This is a genomic window from Knoellia terrae, assembly GCF_048606435.1.
In the GTDB taxonomy this organism is placed as follows: Bacteria; Actinomycetota; Actinomycetes; order Actinomycetales; family Dermatophilaceae; genus Knoellia; species Knoellia terrae.
In genome coordinates, this window is record NZ_JBMBWH010000003.1 from 68,328 (window position 1) to 87,691 (window position 19,364).

The 19,364-nt window shown below is 62.5% G+C and carries 17 protein-coding genes; 7 read left to right on the plus strand and 10 right to left on the minus strand.

Annotated features, from left to right (window positions below):
- The first annotated feature begins 13 nt into the window (after positions 1–13).
- Together ACOJV9_RS05555 and ACOJV9_RS05560 are read left to right on the plus strand one after the other, a co-directional pair.
- Positions 14–715 carry an ANTAR domain-containing protein gene (locus tag ACOJV9_RS05555; RefSeq protein ID WP_420184198.1) on the plus strand — a complete coding sequence of 234 codons (702 nt, stop codon included), beginning with the start codon at positions 14–16 and terminating at the stop codon, positions 713–715.
- Positions 716–778: 63 nt separating this feature from the next.
- Positions 779–1,504: a hypothetical protein gene (locus ACOJV9_RS05560; protein WP_420184199.1), complete on the plus strand. Its 726-nt coding sequence runs from the start codon at positions 779–781 to the stop codon at positions 1,502–1,504.
- 213 nt (positions 1,505–1,717) lie between these two features.
- Here the strand turns inward: ACOJV9_RS05560 and ACOJV9_RS05565 are convergent, their stop codons facing one another.
- From ACOJV9_RS05565 to ACOJV9_RS05585, 5 genes are all read right to left on the minus strand, one after another.
- Complete coding sequence (locus tag ACOJV9_RS05565) at positions 1,718–2,953, minus strand: hypothetical protein (RefSeq protein ID WP_420184200.1); 1,236 nt, start codon at positions 2,951–2,953, stop codon at positions 1,718–1,720.
- A gap of 3 nt (positions 2,954–2,956) precedes the next feature.
- Positions 2,957–3,334, minus strand: a complete 378-nt coding sequence (locus ACOJV9_RS05570) for a hypothetical protein (RefSeq protein ID WP_420184201.1) — start codon at positions 3,332–3,334, stop codon at positions 2,957–2,959.
- Between the two features lie 173 nt (positions 3,335–3,507).
- Positions 3,508–3,813, minus strand: a complete 306-nt coding sequence (locus ACOJV9_RS05575; RefSeq protein ID WP_420184202.1) for a helix-turn-helix domain-containing protein — start codon at positions 3,811–3,813, stop codon at positions 3,508–3,510.
- Positions 3,814–3,843: 30 nt separating this feature from the next.
- Positions 3,844–4,326 (minus strand): hypothetical protein, encoded by a 483-nt coding sequence (locus tag ACOJV9_RS05580; protein ID WP_420184203.1) that lies wholly within the window; start codon positions 4,324–4,326, stop codon positions 3,844–3,846.
- Between the two features lie 149 nt (positions 4,327–4,475).
- The gene (locus ACOJV9_RS05585; RefSeq protein WP_420184204.1) at positions 4,476–5,393 is read right to left on the minus strand and encodes a tyrosine-type recombinase/integrase; all 918 of its coding nucleotides are present in this window, start codon (positions 5,391–5,393) and stop codon (positions 4,476–4,478) included.
- Between the two features lie 89 nt (positions 5,394–5,482).
- Between ACOJV9_RS05585 and ACOJV9_RS05590 the strand changes: the two genes are divergently transcribed.
- Positions 5,483–5,971, plus strand: coding sequence for a hypothetical protein (locus tag ACOJV9_RS05590; RefSeq protein ID WP_420184205.1), 489 nt, complete (start codon positions 5,483–5,485; stop codon positions 5,969–5,971).
- 406 nt (positions 5,972–6,377) lie between these two features.
- Here ACOJV9_RS05590 and ACOJV9_RS05595 read toward each other — a convergent pair whose 3' ends face one another.
- Positions 6,378–6,743: a helix-turn-helix domain-containing protein gene (locus ACOJV9_RS05595; protein ID WP_420184206.1), complete on the minus strand. Its 366-nt coding sequence runs from the start codon at positions 6,741–6,743 to the stop codon at positions 6,378–6,380.
- Positions 6,744–7,168: 425 nt separating this feature from the next.
- On the opposite strand from ACOJV9_RS05595, the gene ACOJV9_RS05600 reads away from it, so the two are divergent.
- Complete coding sequence (locus ACOJV9_RS05600) at positions 7,169–7,936, plus strand: hypothetical protein (protein WP_420184207.1); 768 nt, start codon at positions 7,169–7,171, stop codon at positions 7,934–7,936.
- A gap of 148 nt (positions 7,937–8,084) precedes the next feature.
- On the opposite strand, the gene ACOJV9_RS05605 is transcribed toward ACOJV9_RS05600, so the two are convergent.
- The 3 genes from ACOJV9_RS05605 to ACOJV9_RS05615 form a co-directional block, all read right to left on the minus strand.
- Positions 8,085–8,504, minus strand: coding sequence for a hypothetical protein (locus tag ACOJV9_RS05605; protein WP_420184208.1), 420 nt, complete (start codon positions 8,502–8,504; stop codon positions 8,085–8,087).
- Positions 8,505–8,571: 67 nt separating this feature from the next.
- On the minus strand, positions 8,572–9,573 hold the full coding sequence (locus tag ACOJV9_RS05610; RefSeq protein ID WP_420184209.1) for a PGN_0703 family putative restriction endonuclease: 1,002 nt from the start codon (positions 9,571–9,573) through the stop codon (positions 8,572–8,574).
- A 41-nt stretch (positions 9,574–9,614) separates the two neighbouring features.
- A complete protein-coding gene (locus ACOJV9_RS05615; RefSeq protein WP_420184210.1) occupies positions 9,615–10,595 on the minus strand; it encodes a hypothetical protein in 981 nt (326 codons plus the stop codon).
- Positions 10,596–11,497: 902 nt separating this feature from the next.
- On the opposite strand from ACOJV9_RS05615, the gene ACOJV9_RS05620 reads away from it, so the two are divergent.
- The 3 genes from ACOJV9_RS05620 to ACOJV9_RS05630 are packed head-to-tail and all read left to right on the plus strand — an operon-like array spanning position 11,498 to position 16,342.
- Positions 11,498–12,112 carry an N-6 DNA methylase gene (locus ACOJV9_RS05620; protein WP_420184211.1) on the plus strand — a complete coding sequence of 205 codons (615 nt, stop codon included), beginning with the start codon at positions 11,498–11,500 and terminating at the stop codon, positions 12,110–12,112.
- Entirely contained in the window at positions 12,109–13,803 is a 1,695-nt protein-coding gene (locus tag ACOJV9_RS05625) for an Eco57I restriction-modification methylase domain-containing protein (protein ID WP_420184212.1), read from the plus strand. The genes ACOJV9_RS05620 and ACOJV9_RS05625 overlap by 4 nt, the downstream gene beginning before the upstream one ends.
- Positions 13,796–16,342 (plus strand): DEAD/DEAH box helicase family protein, encoded by a 2,547-nt coding sequence (locus ACOJV9_RS05630; protein ID WP_420184213.1) that lies wholly within the window; start codon positions 13,796–13,798, stop codon positions 16,340–16,342. The genes ACOJV9_RS05625 and ACOJV9_RS05630 overlap by 8 nt, the downstream gene beginning before the upstream one ends.
- Before the next feature lie 1,476 nt (positions 16,343–17,818).
- Here ACOJV9_RS05630 and ACOJV9_RS05635 read toward each other — a convergent pair.
- Positions 17,819–18,955, minus strand: coding sequence for a M48 family metalloprotease (locus tag ACOJV9_RS05635; RefSeq protein WP_420184214.1), 1,137 nt, complete (start codon positions 18,953–18,955; stop codon positions 17,819–17,821).
- Between the last annotated feature and the right edge of the window lie 409 nt (positions 18,956–19,364).

Here is a 19,364-nt window from a genome sequence, read left to right on the forward strand (position 1 = left end):
GGACAGCCAGTCCATGCAGGCGATCGTGGAGCAGCTCCACGAGGTCATCATGCGGTTGACCGGCTCCGGTGAGCCGATCACCACCGAGGTCGTCGTCGAGCTTGCCGCGTTCGCCATGCCCCATGCGCATCACTGCGGCCTGACGCTGCTCCGGCCGGGACACCAGCCCACCACCATCGCCGCGTCGGACGACCTGCCCCATGAGGTGGACGAGCTCCAGTACCGCCTCGCCGAGGGCCCGTGCCTCGACGCCGCGACGGGTCCTGCCCTGCTGCAGTCCGACGACATCTCCCACGACGAACGCTGGCCCCGTTTCGGTCCTCGCTGCACACAGGGGACCGGGGTCCGGAGCATGCTCAGCCTGCGCCTTCCGGTCAGCGGCGGCGACTTCGCCGGGATCAACTACTACTCGACAGAGGTGGCGGCCTTCAGCGAGGTCGACGTGCCCGTGGCATCGGTGATCGTCCCCCTTGCCGCGCTTGCCGTCGAGGCGCACCTTCGGCAGTACGACTACCAGAACCTCAAGAACGCGTTGGCGAGCAGTCGCCACATCTCCACCGCGGTCGGCATCGTCATGGCGACCAGACGAGTCTCCGGCGAGGAGGCGTTCGCCCTGATCCGGAAGGCGAGCATGGACCTCAACAGGAAGGTCCATGACGTCGCCGACGTGGTGAACCACACCGGTGAGCTCCCCACCAGGCCGACGCGCGGCTGAATCGAGCACGAGCGCAGAGGAGGCGGATTGTGCGCTGCCTTCTCGGGGTAAGAACGAGTGACCATGCCGCTTGAACCCTTGCCCGAGACCCTCGAAGCGCTGAACGCCATCGACCGTCGGTCGGACACCGACCTCACCGGTCAGCTGCGTCGTCAGGCCGAGCTGCTCGAGGATGTCGTGCCCAACCTGGTCGGTCTGAGCCTGGCGCTCCTGAGCGACGGAGTGACCTTCACGCTTGCCGCCACACACGAGCACATCGCGCTCCTTGACGGCATCCAGTACGCGCTCGGTGGCCCGTGCGTCGACGCGGCACTCGACGGCTCGACGGTGTGGGGCGGAGACGACGATGCAGGGCTCCTCGACGAGCAACGGTGGGCGCACTTCGCGCGGGCGAGCGCAGCCCGAGGCGTGCTGAGCACGCTGTCCCTGGCCATCCACGACGTCGAAGACCGCGTGGTCGGTGGGGTCAACCTCTATGCCGCCACACCGAACGCCTTCGCGGGGAAGGAGAAGCCCGTGGCGCACATCGTCGGTGCGTGGGCAGAGGGCGCGATCCACAACGCGGACCTGACCTTCTCCACCGCGGCGGCGGCGCGCCGGGCTCCGCGGGTTCTCGAGGACATGCAGGTCCTCGACCAGGCAACCGGAGTCGTCGTCGTGGAACGTGGTGTCGACAAGGAACAGGCGCGCCGCATCATCGCCGACGCCGCGTACAGGGCTGGTCAGGACCAGCTGGCCGTCGCCCGCGAGATGCTTCAGCCGTTCCTGCGGGACGAGGAAGGGCGGTAACCGAGCCCGGCCGACTGGTCGATGCTCCTCTGGCCACCCGAGGTCAGGGGGGGCACGGATCGAGGCGCAGCGCGACCGGACGTCGGGGAGTACGACGAGAAAGCGCCCCACGACTGTGACCAGCACAGGCGTGGGGCGCATCTGGTGTCCGAGGGGGGACTAGAACACCCATTCTCGGGCGAAACCGCCCTTGGCCCGGGTTTGCGCCCGGGATCAAGGGCCGGTGCGTGAGTTCTTGCCATGGTGCTTCTTTCCTTTCTTTTTCCCCGCCGGTTGGCGAGGCCTGCGCGGCTTAGGGTGCGAGGTCTTGGGAGGGCATGGCAGGTCCAGCCCGAGCGCGGCCCCGAGAATGTCGTTCTCCGGCAGAGCCGGCCACCCGTCGAGCGGCCCGAATACGTCGTGCGCCATGTCGACACACTGGGCCCACTCGCCCGCAGCGCTGTTGTCGCGGGTGTAGATGCTGTCCACCCTGGCGGCCGACGGCGCGGCGTGTCCGAGCCAGCGTCCGGCCTCCGCGTCCTCGTAGCCCATCGCCTTGACCATGCGTGTCGTCGAGTGTCGCAGGCCATGCACTCCGATGCGGACGCCGTGAACCCACGGGTGGAAGCGATGCAGCAGGGAGGACCAGTTGTCCCACAGGTGCCCGTTCACGGGCGTGCCCCTGATCGTGCGCAGCAGTTGGCCACCCTGAGCCGGCGGGCGTGCAGCCATCGTGTCCAGGAGCCACTGACCGAACTCACGGTGGATCGGACGCTCACGAACGGGACCGTCTTTGCCGACGAGGACGATGGACCCCCGATCGAGGTTGACGCTGACCTCCGTCAACCGTTCGACCTCTACCTCGCGGGCGCCGTACACGCTGACGATAATCCACGACGCAGCCGCCAGTTCGGGGTCCGAGGCGTTGAGCATGACGGTGCGGCAGAAATCGCGACGCTCGGTCACGCGGAACGCCCGATCCCGAACGGGTCCGGGTGCTTGCGGCGTCGGTAGGCCGGTCAAGGGGTCCTTAGCAAGGTAGTCATGTCGCAGCAGCAGCGAGGCCACGGCGCGCGCCGCGAACCTGACCTGGCGGGCCGCGGCGTATCCGCTGCGGGGGCCGGCACCAGGCTGGGGTCCGCTAGGACTCGCCGCCATCCGAGCGGCTACCCGCCGTTGGCAGAGCGCCATCAAGGGCTGGACCGTGGCCGTCGTCAAGTCGCTGAACTTGCGATCGCCCAACCCGGGGATGGCCGCAAGCCCGTCCTCGAGCGGGTCGCCGTCCAACAGCCTCTTCAAGCCCTGGGGGTATCTCTTCCGGATCACGGCCACCTCCGCGGCCGGCAGAGAGTCGAGCACCTCACGCAGGCTTGGTTCCGTCTGCGCGACGAGGTGCGCGGCGGCTTCCGCCTGGGGACCGGTCAGCCGCAGCGTCCGCAGCACCTCGACTGCGATGAGGATCGGATCCACACCTCAGGTCACCACCCTTCGAGACGTTCTCGCGTGGGCCGCGTTTTGCCAACGGTCCCACCCATCGGCCTTGAAGACGCCCGACGGACGTGTGACCGGCTTGCGGAGGATGTGCTCCATACAGTCCATCGCGACCACGCGAATGAGCCGCTGCCCCGGCGCTCCGCACACCGTGATGAACACCCAGTCACCGTCGTCGGCGGCGAATCGCCTGATCCCACCGCTGGCACTGATCGCCAACCGTCCACGTGTCTGCAGTTCGGTGTCGATCTCGATCCGCGGAGCATCCGGATCGTCGGTGAGCTCAAGCCACCCCGCTCCGACCGCACCGACCGTTATCTCGCCGACGGTCTCTGGCGGGATGGGAAGGGTGAGGCGCACAGTCCGAGCCGACCCGACCCACGACGTGACGACCCCGGTCGGGGTGTGCGGCCATGTCTGCGTCCGCGGCATCGGATGACTCCTTCGAGGCCCGGGCAGGCCCTCAGGGAGATCCTCCCACAGCGAGCGTCCTACTGCCAGTTGACAATTCGTATGCGAGAGGGCGGCTCGGGTCAGTTGGAACGCCGAAAGCGTGCGTCCTCCGGCGGGTCCGGAAGGTACGAAGGCGCCGCGTCCGATCCGAACGGGAAGATGCCGGCGAGGAGTGTGCTGACCCTCGTCCCGTAGGCGTCGGCCAGCCCCAGTAGGGCGGCCAGGCTGGGCAGGGTGCGACCTCGTTCGACGTCGGAGATGTAGGACTGGCTCAGCCCAGCCAGCGCGGCGGCCTGGCTCAGCGTGAGCCCGGTGCGGATCCTGACGTCCCGGAGCCTGTGGCCGAGCAGCCGTCGGCCGGCATCGAGGCGGGGGTCGGAGTCCACGCTGGCAGCGTAACCAATCCGCCGCAGCCGTTAGTGCCAGTCTTGCTGCGACGGTGCCGGTCGCCGGGCAAGGGCGCGCAGGTCCCGTCCCGAGGCGAGTTCGTCGAGGTCCCGGACCACGCTCGGCGCGAGCCGTTCGAGGTCGTCAAGCAGGGCAGCAGCCCAGTGCCGCAGACGCCTGTGAGCCTGTGCGGTGACAGTCAGGCAGTCCGCGAAGTCGTCGAGCACCGATGTGACGATGGCCTCGCCGGCCGTGGGATGCGACTGCCCGATGCGTCTGAGGAGTTCCGCCCGGGGGTACACCTCGTGGAGGGTGGGGGGCCCGGACGGCTGGTCAAGGTTTTCCAACCACAAGCCCTCGACGTCGTCCTCGTCCCACCTTGGCAGCACAGTCCAGACCTGGTCGCCCCAGGCGGCCGTCATGGCGGTCTCCTCGTGCACGACGACACCGGGCAGGACATCTTGGGCGCGCGTCCACACCCGGTTATCGTGGGCCTGCTCGGGGTCGGCCACGACGTCAGGTAACCGGAGTGACGCGCGTAGCCAGGCCGCGAGGGGCCCCGGAGCGGAGTTTGCGGGGCGGCGGTCGCCATCGCCATCTTGGGGCAGGTCGGGGGTCGCGCAAGGCTGCCCCAGGGGGACGTTGCCGTCACCGTCGGCGGTCACGGGAAGACCGCTTGGTAGGCGTCCTGGAGGTCGTCGAAAGTGACCGCCGTGTACCGCCCGATGACGCCAAGCCCGTTCAGGGAGTGTCCGGCGTACGTTTCTGCGACGCGCACGTCGGACACGGCGGCGATGTCGGCCAGGGTGGTGTGGCGGATCCAGTGAGCGCTGATGTCAAGTTCTTCGGTGAAGTCGGTGTGTCGGTCGATGCGGTCGAACAGCGAGTTGAAGCGCCGTCGGGTCAGTGGCCGACCGGATCGGTAGCGGAAGATGGGGTCGGCTGGCGCCGCAGAGCCGCGGCTCGCGGCAAAGGTGAGAAGACGCTCACCCACGTCACGGCGCAGCGGCAGCACACGGGTGTGGCCATATTTCTCGCTGAGAAGGACGCGGTCGTTGGAAGGTTGGACGTGCCCAACGGTGAGGTTCAGCGACCCCTCGCGGCGGGCCGCCGTGTGGCGCAGGAACGTGAGGATGAGCTCATCCAGCTCCGGGTCGTGACCGGTCGTGGTTGCCACGGTCCAGATCTCGGCGAGCTCCTCGGGAAGCAACGGACGACGAAGTCCGGGATGCCGCCTCGGGCTCTTGAGCGTCTCGGCCGGGGAGGAGCTGAGCCATCCAACATCGACCGCGAACCGGAAGAAGAACCGCACCGCCATGACGAAGTTGGATGCGGCGCCCTGTCCGAAGGATTGAGGATCGTACGAGCGCAACCGACGGCCACGTTCGACGGCCCGAGCGACAATGTGCGCGCCGGTGTGCTGCTCGATCGAGTCGCGCAGGGCGCGCAACTCAACGATGCCGACGCTGTCCAATTCCCGGTCGCCGAGCGAGGTGACCAGCTGACGCATGCCGCTCGTGTACGTCCGCTTGCTCGGCTGGGGCACGGCCGCCAGGACGGCGGGAAGGGCTTCACTCACGGTCACCATCTGCGCCGCCTCTCATGTAGTACGCTGCCAGCGTAGTATACAGATGCGCGAAGGCAACAGATAGGGGTGGTGACGCAGGAGTGACCAAGACGTTGGCCTACACCGACATGGGGGAGGGGTTGCTGATCACCTTCACCCGCAGTGACACGCTCCCGGGGGAGCCGAGCACCCAGCACGCCCTCGTGCTCGTCTCATGGAGCCGGGTGGAAGAACTGCTTGAAGCGGTGGCTCCTCGGAACCGTCATCGTGGTGGTCGGCCAAGGGGTCGTCACGTTCCGGTGAATGCGGCAGTGTCGAAGACATGGTGGGAGTGGGCCGCTTCGGAGCGTGTGCAGCGGGACGGCGGGAGCTTCGAACCCATCACTTCGTCGTTCCGTAGCGAAAGCGTCTTTGTGGTCAATGCACCGCTGATGGCCGAAGACGCCGAGTCCGAGGTCAGTGTGATCCTGAACGGCCCCGGGGCTGGGGAGGCCATCTACATCGTCCTGAGTCCGAACGAGATACAGGACTTGATGTTGTGTGTGACCGTGCTTTGGGCCGAGCATGTTGACGGAAACGCCCCCGACTGAATCAACGACGCTGACCAAGCGGTCTTCACTCACCGTTGGGAAGTCTGGGCCAAAAGGGTCACCCCGCGCTTGTGTCCGTGTGACCCCTGCCTTGTACTCATTGGGGTTTGCTTATCGTTCAGATCGACGGAGTCCAGGCAACCGAAGGGCGCCCTCGAGGAACGCGACTCGCTCTGATGGCGCTGCCAAGGCTCGAGCGCGTTGGTGGACCCTTCAGGAGGCGGGGGCTGATCTCCCTTTACGTCGCCCGACCCAAGGGATGAGTAGCGCTGTCGGACAACTTAATTCGTCATCTATGCGGTCCGCCGTCGTAGACCAGGATGGTCCTAAGCAAGCTTCGAGTCCCTTCACGTCCACCAGCCGAAATAGCTTCTGAACTGCGAAAACGCGGTAGAGCAGGTGATGGTTAGGTCCCGCGTGTCGGATACGTGTCGGATGAGGTGCCGTCTAGAGCGTTGGCTCCGATCTCTGCCACCCGCCGAAGGCCGTGCTTTTGGCGGTCTAGTCCTTCGCCTCCATGTGCGGTGGAGTCATCCGACAGAGCCTGTGCTCCCCGTCCGCGTGTAGGCACTCCGCCCTGGTGAAGTGCCCGACGTATCGCAGTTTGAGTACGCCCGGTCAGCTCGCCTAGCTCCCTCAGCGACCGACCCGCCTGGTACTCCATGGCGACGAACCTGATGAGTGCGGCCCGTTGCTGTGGGGTTTGGTGCTCTCCGGCAGTACCGACAAACTCAGCGAGCACGTTGAGCGTGGGTCGCGATGGGTAAGGCACTAACTAATCCTAGGGGGAGGTCGACACAACGGCAGAGCCAGCCGTCAGCGAGAGCACCGGGTTGATGACCAAGCAGCCTCTATGGAGGGCGTGTGAGTTGGTGACCTCAACGGCTGCTGCGGCCCGTGACGTTGCCTTCTGGACCTCCACCCTGAGGTTGCGGATGAACGTGCACACGGTTCAGAAGCCCACAACCGTCAAGTCAGCCGGTGACGGCCTTGCACGGCGGCTTCAGGCGCGCCGTCGGTGGTGAGGGACGCAGTTGTCACAATCTGGCTGGGCCTGTGTGGAAGTGATTGGGGGACTCATCCGGTTCCAGGATGCGTCCATGGGGCTGGTAGCCGTACCGTTCCGACTGCTGCCAGACAATCTCACCGGCCCACCCTCTCTGTGCCCATGCCGTGCTGCTGGCTATGATTTTGCGAATGGAGGGGAGAGACCTGCTAACACTGGTAGGCACAGTCGCCGCCGTCGCAGCCATTCCAGTGACAGTCTTGGTCGGGCGGTGGGCCCGACCGCGTCGAGCCAGACTGGCGTTTGGCTTCACGAAGCGCTCCCTCACGGTAGCGCTGAGCGAGCGGATCGAGGTACGTATTGACGGGGTCGATGTAGCCGACCCTTGGCTGCTCAGCGTCAGGCTTGCTAACAGAGGCACACGTGACATCCGGAGCGCTGACTTCGACCGTGATCGTCCGATTCTCATAGAGATTGGTCCGGCCGTTCCCGTCAGCCTCCTCGACGAACCGTCGGGCGGAGTTTGGAGCCGCGATTCCATAAGCTTAGCGAAGAATCAGAATGCCGTGGCTCTTGCGCCGGAGCGAGTGGCCAAGGGTGCAGAGTTGCAACTAACTGTCATAGTTTCGGGCAAGCCCGAGCCAACACTCATCCACCATCTCATTGACATCGAAGTTGAGTCCGAGGGCGAAATCGAGCGGAAGATAGGTGTCTCCGCTGCTCGCTTTGCGAGTCCCATCTTCTTGGGAGTTGCGGTCGCTCTTCGTCTTTTGGCAGGCAATGTCGGCGAGCAGGCGCTCGCGTACTGGCCGCTCACAATCTACGCCGCTATATTTGGTGCTGGCGGCGTTTTGGCGCTGCTCTTTCCTTCACGCTTTGTTGCGCTCATGGACCGGTTTGAGCGCACACTTCCCATGGACCGTCGGAAGCGACTCCAATCAAGCCAGTACGAGTCCTGATTGTCACATCGGAACAAATTACACGTCTGGCAAGTGCACCGAACCACACGTCGCCGCACGGGTGGCCTATTGGACAGCAGCTACCGAGACAGCTAGCACCGTCGGCAGCGCCGCCCCAGGCCTGCTCGTAGAGCGGTAGGACGTCGTCTTAGGTGAGAAGGACGTACCGCTGACCCTCGGCCAGCCGTGGTGAGGATTTGACCAGAGGCCCCGTGAGATAGGTGACGTCGATGGTTCGGCCGGGGTAGTGGTGTGAGGCAAGCTCGAGGTAATGAGGGAGCTGGTTGGCGCGGTGGCTGCTTCGTTCCGTCTTCAGCTCGATCATCCACACCCGGTCCTCGAACAGGAGGGTCCAGTCGGGTGAGGCGGCGAGTTCATCGTTTTGGCGCTTAGGCATGGTGATCTCGTCCACGAAGATCGGCGTCGTCTGCCATTGGGGCGTGGCGAACGAGCGGCGGTCGAGTGCCTCGAAGAAGGTGACGCCCTCCTTGGTGAGCACGTTCTCGGTGCCCCACTTTGGGTAGGTGCCGCCCACAAGCAAGGCGGTGGTCAGTGTCTGGCAGAACACCTCACGCCCGTCCTTCGTGCGGCGCAGGTACTCGAGCGGTCCTCGTACGACATGCCTTACCCCCCTATCAGGTGACGTTGCCGTCATTCGGCTTGGTCAGGAGTGCGTCGCCGTAGCGGTCGACGTAGTCGACGCTTGTGATCGAGGGGTTCAAGAAGACCGCCGGGTCGAGGTGCAGGAACCTGTCAGGTCGGCGCAGGAGACGGGTCCATACCTCGTCAACGCTGGCTCCGAGTTCTAGCCGAGCGAAGTCATGGAGGCACGCCTGGTAGGCGGTGTTGTCGGGACTGAGCACGTGAACCACTCGCACCACGTCAGCGGCGACGTGCGGGTCTTGTTCCAGTCGGTGGGCCAGCAGTTGTTGTCGCACGAGTTGGTAGAACGGCTCGTTGAGCAAGACGTCGAATGGCACCCACGAGCCGTTGAGGGGTCCATTCTCGTCGGTGACATCGGGTTCGTATGCGCGCCGACGGGCAGCGTCACTGCGACTGCTTTCACGCCGTGCAGTGGGGTAGGTCTCGGTGTACTTCCACTCGACCAAGGCGAGTTCTACAACGTCTCTGGACGTCCGGTAGGTGAACGCTGCATCCACGCTGGTGCACATCGTTCCGCGGCGTCTGGCTTTGCCTCTGCCCTCACCGAAGTAGTCGGTGTGACCGATGTACTCGAACGTGAGGTAGCGGTCCGCCTCGATCGGAAGCACGTCGGCGATGTCCAGGAGGTGTCCGAAGGCCGCTTGTATCCGATGTGCGTCGCGGACCATGGGGTGAAGAGCGTTGACGCATTGGACTTGAGAGTCGCGCAGGTGGTTGCTCGGTCCTTCGTCCACCCCGTCGTGCCATGGGATGTCGAGCTCGCGGAAGAGGGCCAGGGCTTCAGATCGCACGTTGGGGAGGAGGTTGAGGGGTGCGTGCTTGGGAGGGACGCAGATGTCGAGGGGGCGCGTAGGTGGCCGCTCACCCGCAACGTAGACGCCCGGCTCTCGCGCCTCGTGCGGCAGAGCGGGAGTGCGGCGCTTCCAAGCCACCAGCTTCTGGTTCTCGGCTACCACGTACTCGTTGCCTCGCATGGGGCTGACGGTAGAACCGACCGCTGACAGGCCGCCGGACGCTAGGGGCCGTCTACCTGGGTGAGTCGGCCGGAGATCGAGGCGCGGTAGAGCCTCAGACCCGGGTCTCCAACACCGTCCACCACGAGGTGCTCCTGCACCTTGAACATGCGGTCCACGTAGGGCCCGGAGGCAGTTCGCTGGAACGCGACAGCGGGGACCACACGAGGCTCGAGCCTCGATGGCATCGAGAAATCAGTGGAGACCAGGCCGAGCTCTTGCCGCTGCTGGAAAGTCCTCCGGATGGTCTCGGCCCAAGTCGAGTCGACACCAATCCAGTACTCGAGGAGTTTGGCGTACATAGTTGCTTGAGCCGGGACCCAAGCAAGGGAGCTCACGTTTTGGGGCTTGACCTCGATCGCTTCGAGGTAGCCATCGTGATGGATCGCAAGGACATCGCATTTGGGGCCAAATTTCGTTGGCGCTGTGCCTGGCACGCCCGCCTGGGCTACTGACGCAGCGAGACTGTCGGAGAAGCCGCGGATCACTCGCTTGCGTGTGGGGTCATCGATGAAGCTCGGGATCACTTCGCGGTCCAGCATGACGCGTGCGGCGTCGCCCTTGAACACGGACACAGCGGCCTGCACAGGTCCCTCCTTGGAGGTCAAGGAACCACCCATGACTTCAGGGATGATGCGTTCGAGGTAGTCCTCAACCGCAAGCCAGTGCTCACCCCACCAGTCGGGCGCGTGCGGTTGCTCCCACGCGAGCTCCCAGCCCACCTTTCGGATGCCCTTGTACTTGGGGTGCGCCTCGAGGCGATAGCCACCCGCGCCCTTGTCGAGAACATTCAGAACAGCGGTCATCCCGACGTAAAGGGTGACGTGCTGCGCGCCGTTCTTGGGGTTCTTGCGGAACTGAAGGTCGATCGGGTACTGGGCTCGGGCGTAGTCCAGCAGTGACGCGGCGAAGCCACCCGGCTTGAACTCAGCTAGGAACGGGGCGCTGATCGAACGGTCGTACCGCGCCTGCGGATAATTCATAGTGCCTCCTGATCGAACGGCCAGCGTGTCACCTGAGGCGAGTTCGTGGCTGCTCTTAGGCGAAATACTGGAGCAACCACGTCGAGGCCGCTGCGTAGGTAGCCGGTCGCTTATGCTCCGCCTGTGTCCATGAGCGATGAGTCGGGTTCGGGGTCAAGGAACAGCGGCTGAAGATGACGTGCAGTACTCACGCATGTCGTGAAGACGCTTCGGGGCAGAGAAGCCAGCACTGTGGCGAAGCTTCAGAGCCAAGGATGGGAGTTCGTCTCCCAGAACGAAGGCATCCCTCCGACGCCTGGGTGACCGCCTCCAAGCTTTGTGCGCGCAAGCGTCCAGACCCGTTCCCGATCCGGACTAGCGAGTTCGACAGCTGCTCGGGACGTAGAAACTGCGCTCCTACGTGGCTGACTGGGAGGTTTTCTGTCACCTTTTGAGCGACAACGAGCTCAAGGCAGCCCTGAGGGACATCGTTGACCACGCCGCAGCGAACGAGGGCGTGTCACTGTGTGACCCTAACGGCACGCTGCGCCACCTCGATGTCGCCTTGTGGACCTCGACTCTGACGTAGCGAAGGATGAACCTGCCAAGGTGGAACGGGGGTCCAACTCACCGACTCCGTTCGGACCTTCCCTTGCACCACTGCCGGTCAATCTAGATGGACACACCGGCATCGCCGGGGGGGGTGACTACCTGCGGGGGCAGTGATGGGAGCGCGGTCGCCCCTCGCATCGGGGGCATGGGCAAAAGACCTCGATCAACGGCTGACCGGTCTTGAGCGTCTGCAGACTGTCCTACCTCGAGCTGTCGAGCCTTGCACTAGCGTGTGCAAGGTCGCTGGATCAGGTCGCTTGAGCAGCTGGTGAGTTGGCCGCGGATCGCTCGGGAGGGTTGACGTGTCATTGATGAAGTCGAAGAAGCGGGTTGCTGACCATGGGGAGGTCTTCACCCCTGGCTGGTTGGTCGAGTCGATGCTCGATCAGGTGAAGGGCGAGTCGGAGCGCATCGATGCCCGCTTCCTTGAGCCTGCATGCGGGTCCGGCAACTTCCTTGTGCGCGTGCTGGCACGCAAGCTGTCTGCGGCGGAGAAGCGGTATGGGAAGAGCGACTTCGAGAAGCGCAACTACTCCCTGCATGGGCTCATGTGCATCTACGGCATCGAACTCCTGCTGGACAACGTGGTGGAGTGCCGCCAGAACATGCTCGAGGTCTTCGAGGTGTTCTTGGAACTCGAAGCGGAGGACGAGCTGCACCGAGCTGCTGAGTACGTCCTGAGCCAGAACATCGTCCATGGCGACGCTCTTACGATGCTCGGCGAGGATGGCGTAGCCATCACGTTCCCCGAGTGGGGCTACGTCGGTAAGGGCAAGTTCCAGCGGAGAGACTTTCGCTTCGACACCTTGACCCAGATGAGCACTTTCGCTGAGGAGGACACCCTCTTCGCCGAAAGGGGCAAGCATGAGGTCTTCACGCCCGCGAAGAGCTACCCGGTCATGAGTGTTGCGGAACTGACGGCATGACAGAGCAGGCAGCGTTCTCCTTGCGGGGTGGACGTAACCCTGACGTGCTCACCTGCATTGCCAACCTCTCCAACGACGAGGTCTTTACGCCGCCCGAGTTCGCCAACCGGATGCTCGACAACATGGCGACCGTATGGGCGGCAGCCAACAAGGGCGAGTCTCTGTGGGCAAACCCTGATGTCACCTTCCTTGACCCGTTCACGAAGTCAGGCGTGTTCCTGCGAGAGATCACGACGCGACTCACCAAGGGGCTCGAGGAAGCCATTCCTGAGCTCGACAAGCGTGTGGATCACATCCTCACGAAGCAGGTTTTCGGCATGGGTATCACGGACCTGACATCCATGCTTGCGCGGCGAAGCCTCTATTGCTCCAAGTTCGCGAACGGTTCGCACTCCATTGCCAGGTCCTTCGACAACAAGGCAGGCAACATCTGGTTTGAGCGCACCGAGCACTCATGGCTGGGCGGCACGGAGTGGGTCATCACTGCCGACGCCGAGGGCAACCGCATCAAGAAGTTCACCGACGGCAAGTGCGAGCACTGCGGTGCCAGCCAGAAGGCACTTGACCGCGGAGACGACCTCGAAACCCACGCCTACGCCTTCATCCACACCGCTGACCCCAAGGCTCTCATGCAAGAGCTGTTCGGAGACGACATGCAGTTCGATGTAATTATCGGGAATCCCCCATACCAACTGGATGACGGCGGTTACGGAACGAGCGCTGCACCCATCTACCAGAAGTTTGTGGAGCAGGCAAAGAAGCTTGAGCCGCGCTTGCTGACGATGGTTATCCCGTCGCGTTGGTTCACGGGGGGCAAGGGACTAGATGACTTCCGTGAGTCCATGCTCACTGACACCCGCGTGCGCACCATTGACGACTACCTCAGCGCGTCGGACGTGTTTCCAGGGGTCGGTTTGAAGGGTGGTGTTTGCTACTTCCTCTGGGATCGCGACAACAAGGGTCTGTGCCGCGTCAACACCTACTTCAAGGACGAAGCGCCGTCGACTGCCACACGGCAGCTCCTTGAGCAGGGGGCAGATGTTTTCATCCGCTTCAACGAGGGACTGAGCATCCTCCAGAAGGTCATGGCGGTCGAGACGGGGCAGGACAAGTCGCTCGCGCTCCCTACAGGTAAGCGCTACGACGAGCTCGTTAGTTCGCTGCGCCCCTTTGGCTTCCGCACCTTCTTCAAGGGCAGGCCCAACAAGGTCGCAGGTGACGTGCTGGTCTACCAGAACGGCGGCACGGGCTACGTGGCTCGGACGGAAGTGACTTCCAACAAGCACCTGATCGACTCATGGAAGATCTACGTCGGGCGAGCAGCGCCCGGTACGGGCAACAAAGACACCTACCCGCACCGCATCATTAGCACTCCCTTCATCGGGGAGCCGAAGAGCATTTCGACTGAGACCTACCTCTGCATCGGTCCGTTCGACTCGAAGGAGGCGGCGGAAAGTGCCTTGTCATACATGTCCTGCCGTCTGACGCGCATGCTCATCCTGCTGCACAAGCCGTCTGCTGATACGACCAAGCGCGTCTACACATTCGTCCCGACTCAGGCCTGGAATCAGACCTGGACTGATGAGGCGCTCTATAAGAAGTACGGCATCACTGAGGACGAGATCGCCTTCATCGAGAAGATGGTGCGCCCCATGGACCTCGATCTGCTTGGTGGTGTAGTCGATGAGTAAGAGCATCGAAGAACTGCTGCCGCCGAAGCCTGATGCCCGCCTTCGTCTCTATTGTTACAGCATTGACGATGCGCACCATGAGGGGCTCATCAAGGTTGGGCAGACCACTCGTGACGTGAAGAAGCGCATCGAAGAACAGACCAAGACGGCCGGTGTGAAGGTTACGATCCTGCTGGATGAGCCGGGCGAGCGAGAGGACGGCACTCCACTGACCGACCACCAGTTGCGTGCGCGACTCGTTGCCAAGAGCTTTGAGAACGTGACGGAGGTGGGCAAGGAGTGGATGCGATGCAACCTTGCTGACGTGATGACCGCCATCACTGAGCTGCGCACCGGACAAAAGTTGACCGGCACACATTACGAGACCTTCCCCATGCGGGATGAGCAAAAGGCAGCGGTCAAGAAGACGCAGGGCTATTTCAACTCCGTATGGAGTGAAGACATGCATGCGGTGCCCCGCTTCCTTTGGAACGCGAAGATGCGCTTTGGAAAGACCTTCACCTCCTACCAGTTGGCGAAGAAGCTGGGTGCTACCCGAGTGCTCGTGGTGACCTTCAAGCCTGCAGTCGAAGACGCATGGCAGACCGACCTTGAAAACCACGCCGACTTCGACGGTTGGCAGTACATGAGCAAGAACTCCGGCGCAGACCCGCTCTCCGTCGAGAAGGGCAAGCCGCTCGTCTACTTCGGCTCCTTTCAGGACCTCTTGGGTAGAGACAAGGCGGGCAACATCAAGCCCAAGAACCAGTGGCTGCATGCCATCAACTGGGACCTCGTCGTGTTCGACGAGTATCACTTCGGTGCATGGCGCGACACCGCCAAGGAACTCTTCGAGGGTGAGGACGCTGCGGTCGTAAAGAAGGAGATGGCGGCTGAGTTCTCGGGCGACCTCGAGGTAGTCAACGAGGACCTGGGGGAACTCTCCGAAAACGAGATCCAGTTTCTTCCCATCACGACCCGCGCCTACCTCTACCTATCCGGCACGCCCTTCAAGGCTCTCGCCACCGGTGAGTTCATCGAGGAGCAGATCTTCAACTGGACGTACACGGACGAGCAAGCAGCCAAGGAAGCCTTTGGCAAGGCGAAGCCCGACAAGTGGAACCCGTACGGCGCACTGCCGCAGATGCGGTTGCTGACTTACCAGATGCCCGACGAGCTGTTGGCAATTGCGAGCAGTGGCGAGTTCGATGAGTTTGACCTCAATGCCTTCTTCGCCGCCACAGGAATAGGTACGAGCGCCGAGTTCAAGCACAAGAGCGAAGTGCAGAAGTGGCTGGACATCATTCGCGGGGGTTATGCGCCGTCCCAGGTGGACCACCTCAAGGAGCGTCCGCCCTTCCCTTACTCAGACGTGCGGTTGCTGCCTCACTTGCAACACTCCTTCTGGTTCCTGCCCAATGTGGCCGCCTGTCACGCCATGGCGAACCTGCTTGACGAGCCGCAGAACACGTATTTCCATAAGTACAAAGTGCTCACAGTTGCTGGAAGCAAGGCAGGTATCGGACTCGAGGCACTGCCTCCTGTGCGCAAGGCGATTGGGAGTGGTCACGACCATGGAAGCATCACGCTCTCCTGCGGCAAGCTGACTACTGGCGTCACGGTGCCGCAGTGGACGTCGATACTCATGCTTCGCAACCTCAAGTCGCCTGAGACCTACTTCCAAGCAGCGTTCCGGGTGCAGTCCCCGTGGAGCCAGAAGAACCCCAACGGCGACAATCCGCATGAGGAAGAGGTGTACAAGCCGGTCGCGTTTGTTTTTGACTTCGCGCCCACCCGTGCCCTTCGCCAGCTGGCTGACTACGGGATTGGGCTCAACCCCACCGAGCCCAATCCCGAGAAGGCCGTGGAAGACCTTGTCTCGTTCCTCCCTGTGCTGGCCTACGACGGCTCACATATGACGCAGGTGGACGCTGGCGGCATCCTCGATATCGCGATGGCTGGCACGAGCGCCACTCTCCTTGCCCGCAAGTGGGAGTCGGCCCTGCTGGTTAACGTGGACAACGACACCCTAAAACGCATCCTCGCTAACGAAGATGCGCTCAAGGCGGTCATGAACATCGAGGGCTTCCGGGCTCTTGGTGACAACGTGCTCGAAACTGTCATCAACAAAAGCGAGAAGGTAAAAGACACCAAGAAGGCCAAGGGCGATGACATGACGCCCAAGGAGAAGAAGGAACTGACGGAGGAGGAGAAGGAGTACAAATCAAAGCGCAAGCAGATCCAAGAGAAACTCGTCAAGTTCGCTACTCGGATCCCTGCCTTCATGTACCTCACCGATTTCCGAGAGAACACGCTTCAAGACGTCATCACTAAACTTGAGCCCGACCTCTTTCGCACGGTCACGGGCTTGTCAGTTGAAGACTTTAATCTGCTCGTCTCGCTCAACGTGTTCAACTCTGGGCACATGAACCAAGCCGTCTTTGCCTTCCGCCGCTACGAGGATGCCTCTCTGTCCTACACAGGCATCGACTCGCATGACGACCTGCGGCACCTCGGCCTGTACGACACCGTCGTGGCAAGAGAGGTGGTGGAGGCGTGAGGCCAGCTGTGCGCCAGGAGATCGGCGTGGCGGCCGGGCCGCTGGGACGGTTGCGTGGGAAGATTCCTGCCCTCTTCGGGCAGGTTGCCTCGACATCGTCATGGCCACAAGAAAGGGGGTTCAGGTGAACCACCGACCAAATTGTCGAAGTGGACAAGGAGTTCCCTCGATAGCCGATGAGCGCTCGCGGCCGCACGTTAGATGCGTGTGAGATCGCCCGAGAAGCTGCAGGTCAGAGGCGTCGAATCGGATACCGGATCTGATTCCCCGTGGAACTGCTTCAGTGCTAGGACCCCGATGCCTGCTTCGCGTCGGTCAAGTTGCGTAGCCTTCACCGAGGAGGTGCCGAATGCGCCGTGCTGCTGCTACAAAGCCCCGACGACGTGGGGCGAGCCACACCCACGTTTGGGTTCCGCGGAGCCTTGCAGCACGACATCCGCCGCCTCGCTCGACGGGTAATTTAGTGCCCAGTCAGGGCGAGACGGGGAGGAACTTGGCGCTGCTCGCAATATACGGGCTGATGCTTCTATGCATAAGCGCGCTGCCATATCTGCCCTTCCCTCTGGCGCGGCCCTATCCCTACGCCTCGGAGGGTAATGTCGGCTCCGGTGACGTAATTATATCGGTCACGTCGCTCGACGATGTCAATCGCAGCTCGACTCCTAGAGTTGCGACCTGGAATTGGGGTGCGTCCACAGGCATCGAACTTTCGGGAAGTGGTGAGTTCGTCGTCGAACTGCTAACCGCTCCCAACTTGAACGTTAGCTGCAAGGCGGGAAACGGACTTGTACCTGTACCCCTGTCGGGCGTTCCGAGTTGGACCTACAAAGCAGAGACTGATTTCCTATATTCAGGCTACAAACGACAGTATTTCGCGGCAGTGCCAAGCGAAGGGGCACCCAAGTGCCTCCTACCTCCCGAGGCGTTCCTGCGATATGACGGTGGGCTGACGACATGGTTCACTCCGGGCTTCAGCGTCCATGAAGCGACGCCGCTCCCCAGAAATGGGAACCTGTGCCTCTATCACTTTGCTCCGAGTCTGAAGTCCGGAGGCGGCCCGGGTGCTGCTGACTTTCAATCATGTACCAATAATGTCGTTGATCGCGCCTTCATTTTTGCAACCGAGCATGAAGGCAGATCTGAAAGGGACAACGAATTGAGTGCAATAACACATCTTGTCCTAGGGTCCATGATTGGAACCCTAGTATCTATGCTCCCCACTTTGCGCTTATCGCAACTAAGAAGAAAAGCTCCTACCAGGCTTCGATAGACGTGGGCCAAAAACTGCTTCCACGCACCAAATCGAACGGGGCCTCCACTAATAGGTATGGGATAAGTGCAGTTTGGGCCTTGAGGCAGACCGCCAGAGGTAGTGCGGCAGGTGAGCTGTCAGTCGTTGGGCAACTCCAAGAGCGCGGGTCTGTCGCTTGATCGCTGGAGCAGATTGCCTTGCAATAGAGCACCAGACCCGACACGCTAGAAGATCGGGGCGTCGTCGCCCAGAAGCAGGTTGACCGACACGAGCATGAAGTCGGCTAGAGATGTGTACGGCTCATCTCGTGAGCCTTGGCCCGCCGAGATCGAGACACCGGCGAGCCAACCGGCGAAGGCGAGAACAGTAGCAACCATGCGGACTTGTTCCTCTCGAAGAGCCAGAGGAAGACCCGTCATTCGAAGGATCCTCTGCGCTGCCACCTTCCCGGCAAATGCTAATCGCGTAAGTGTTGATGGATGCGTATCCGTCGGCTCGTTGATCCACCCACCGCCTGTGAGGCCGACGGCAAGCAGTCCCACAAGGGCTCCTTGGGCGGACTGCAACTCGGTAAGCGGATCAGCGTCGCCGGAAAACTCGCCCGCCAGCAGTAGTTGGGCCAGCACGTCGGCCTCTATCTCTTGGCGCTGACCCAGCGTAAGGCCAGCCATCTCAGCGCTGACGTTGGATTCGGCGAGTAGCGACCCTAACAATTGCTGGGCCTTTCGGTCTATCGCAGCTGTTCCATGTCGAAGGACATGGTGCGAGAGTTCGTGCGCAACGGCCCACATCTCACCAAGATTTTGCAGTTGAGCGACATTCATCCTCTCGGCCTCGGATGAGACCACAAATATTTTTGATTTCTTAAGAGCCGGTGCCCCAACTTCCCGAACCTTGTCGAAAGCGGAAATGACTGCCAGTCGATGGGATTCGGTTAGCGGGTCGTTCCCTGAGTGGGAGCGGGCTTCGTCGAGACTATGTAAGAAGTCGCCCCATGTTATCGCGGCACCAAGGAGGGTGTAGGTAAAGACGAAACTAACAGCTACTACGCCGCCCTTTTTACCGTGCCTCGACTCAGCAAGGCTGTCTCCCAGGGCGGTGCGCCCGGCATAGATTGCATCAATCCGTGCACGCCAGGCTGGGTGAACAAGGGCCTTCAGTTCGAGCACCGTGGCGTGTAGAGCAGGACAGTTCGAATGAGCGTTATGAGCCTTGGCATCCCAGTCGTGGAGAGTGCGGTAGCCCTGACCGTGGAACCCAGCCTCTTGCAGGGAGACTATTTCGGGCCCCCACCCACTTGCCGTTGGGGCACCGTACTTGTCGAAGAACAAGTTCCGAGAGTCTCTGAGCGTCCAAGTCATGCCTCTTCCGTCCTGCCTCAGGAGAGTGATGCACCCATCTCTACACGAGGCCGTCAGGGAATGCGTCGAGTTGCCGACGGGGGGAGCACGCGGCTTCATCGTCGGTGGCCGGGTGGCCGGGTGGCCGGGTGGCCGGGTGGCCGGGTGGCCCGGTCGCGTGCCAGCGTGCGTGTCTAGGTCGGTGCTGAAACCTCCTTGCCGAGCTTGCCCACATGAGCCCCGGAACGCGTTGAGGCTGCTCTGCAGAGACTCCTAGCGCCTTCCCGCCGTACGGTGCTGCGCTGACTTTGCTAGGTAGGGCGCTCCAGACTCCGCTTTGCGAGGTCGCAACCTGCGGCCCGACGAGTGTCCCCCTTGCCGTCATGCCCCGGGACTCAGCGGTCGAAGCAAGCTCACCACTGTCCGTCGG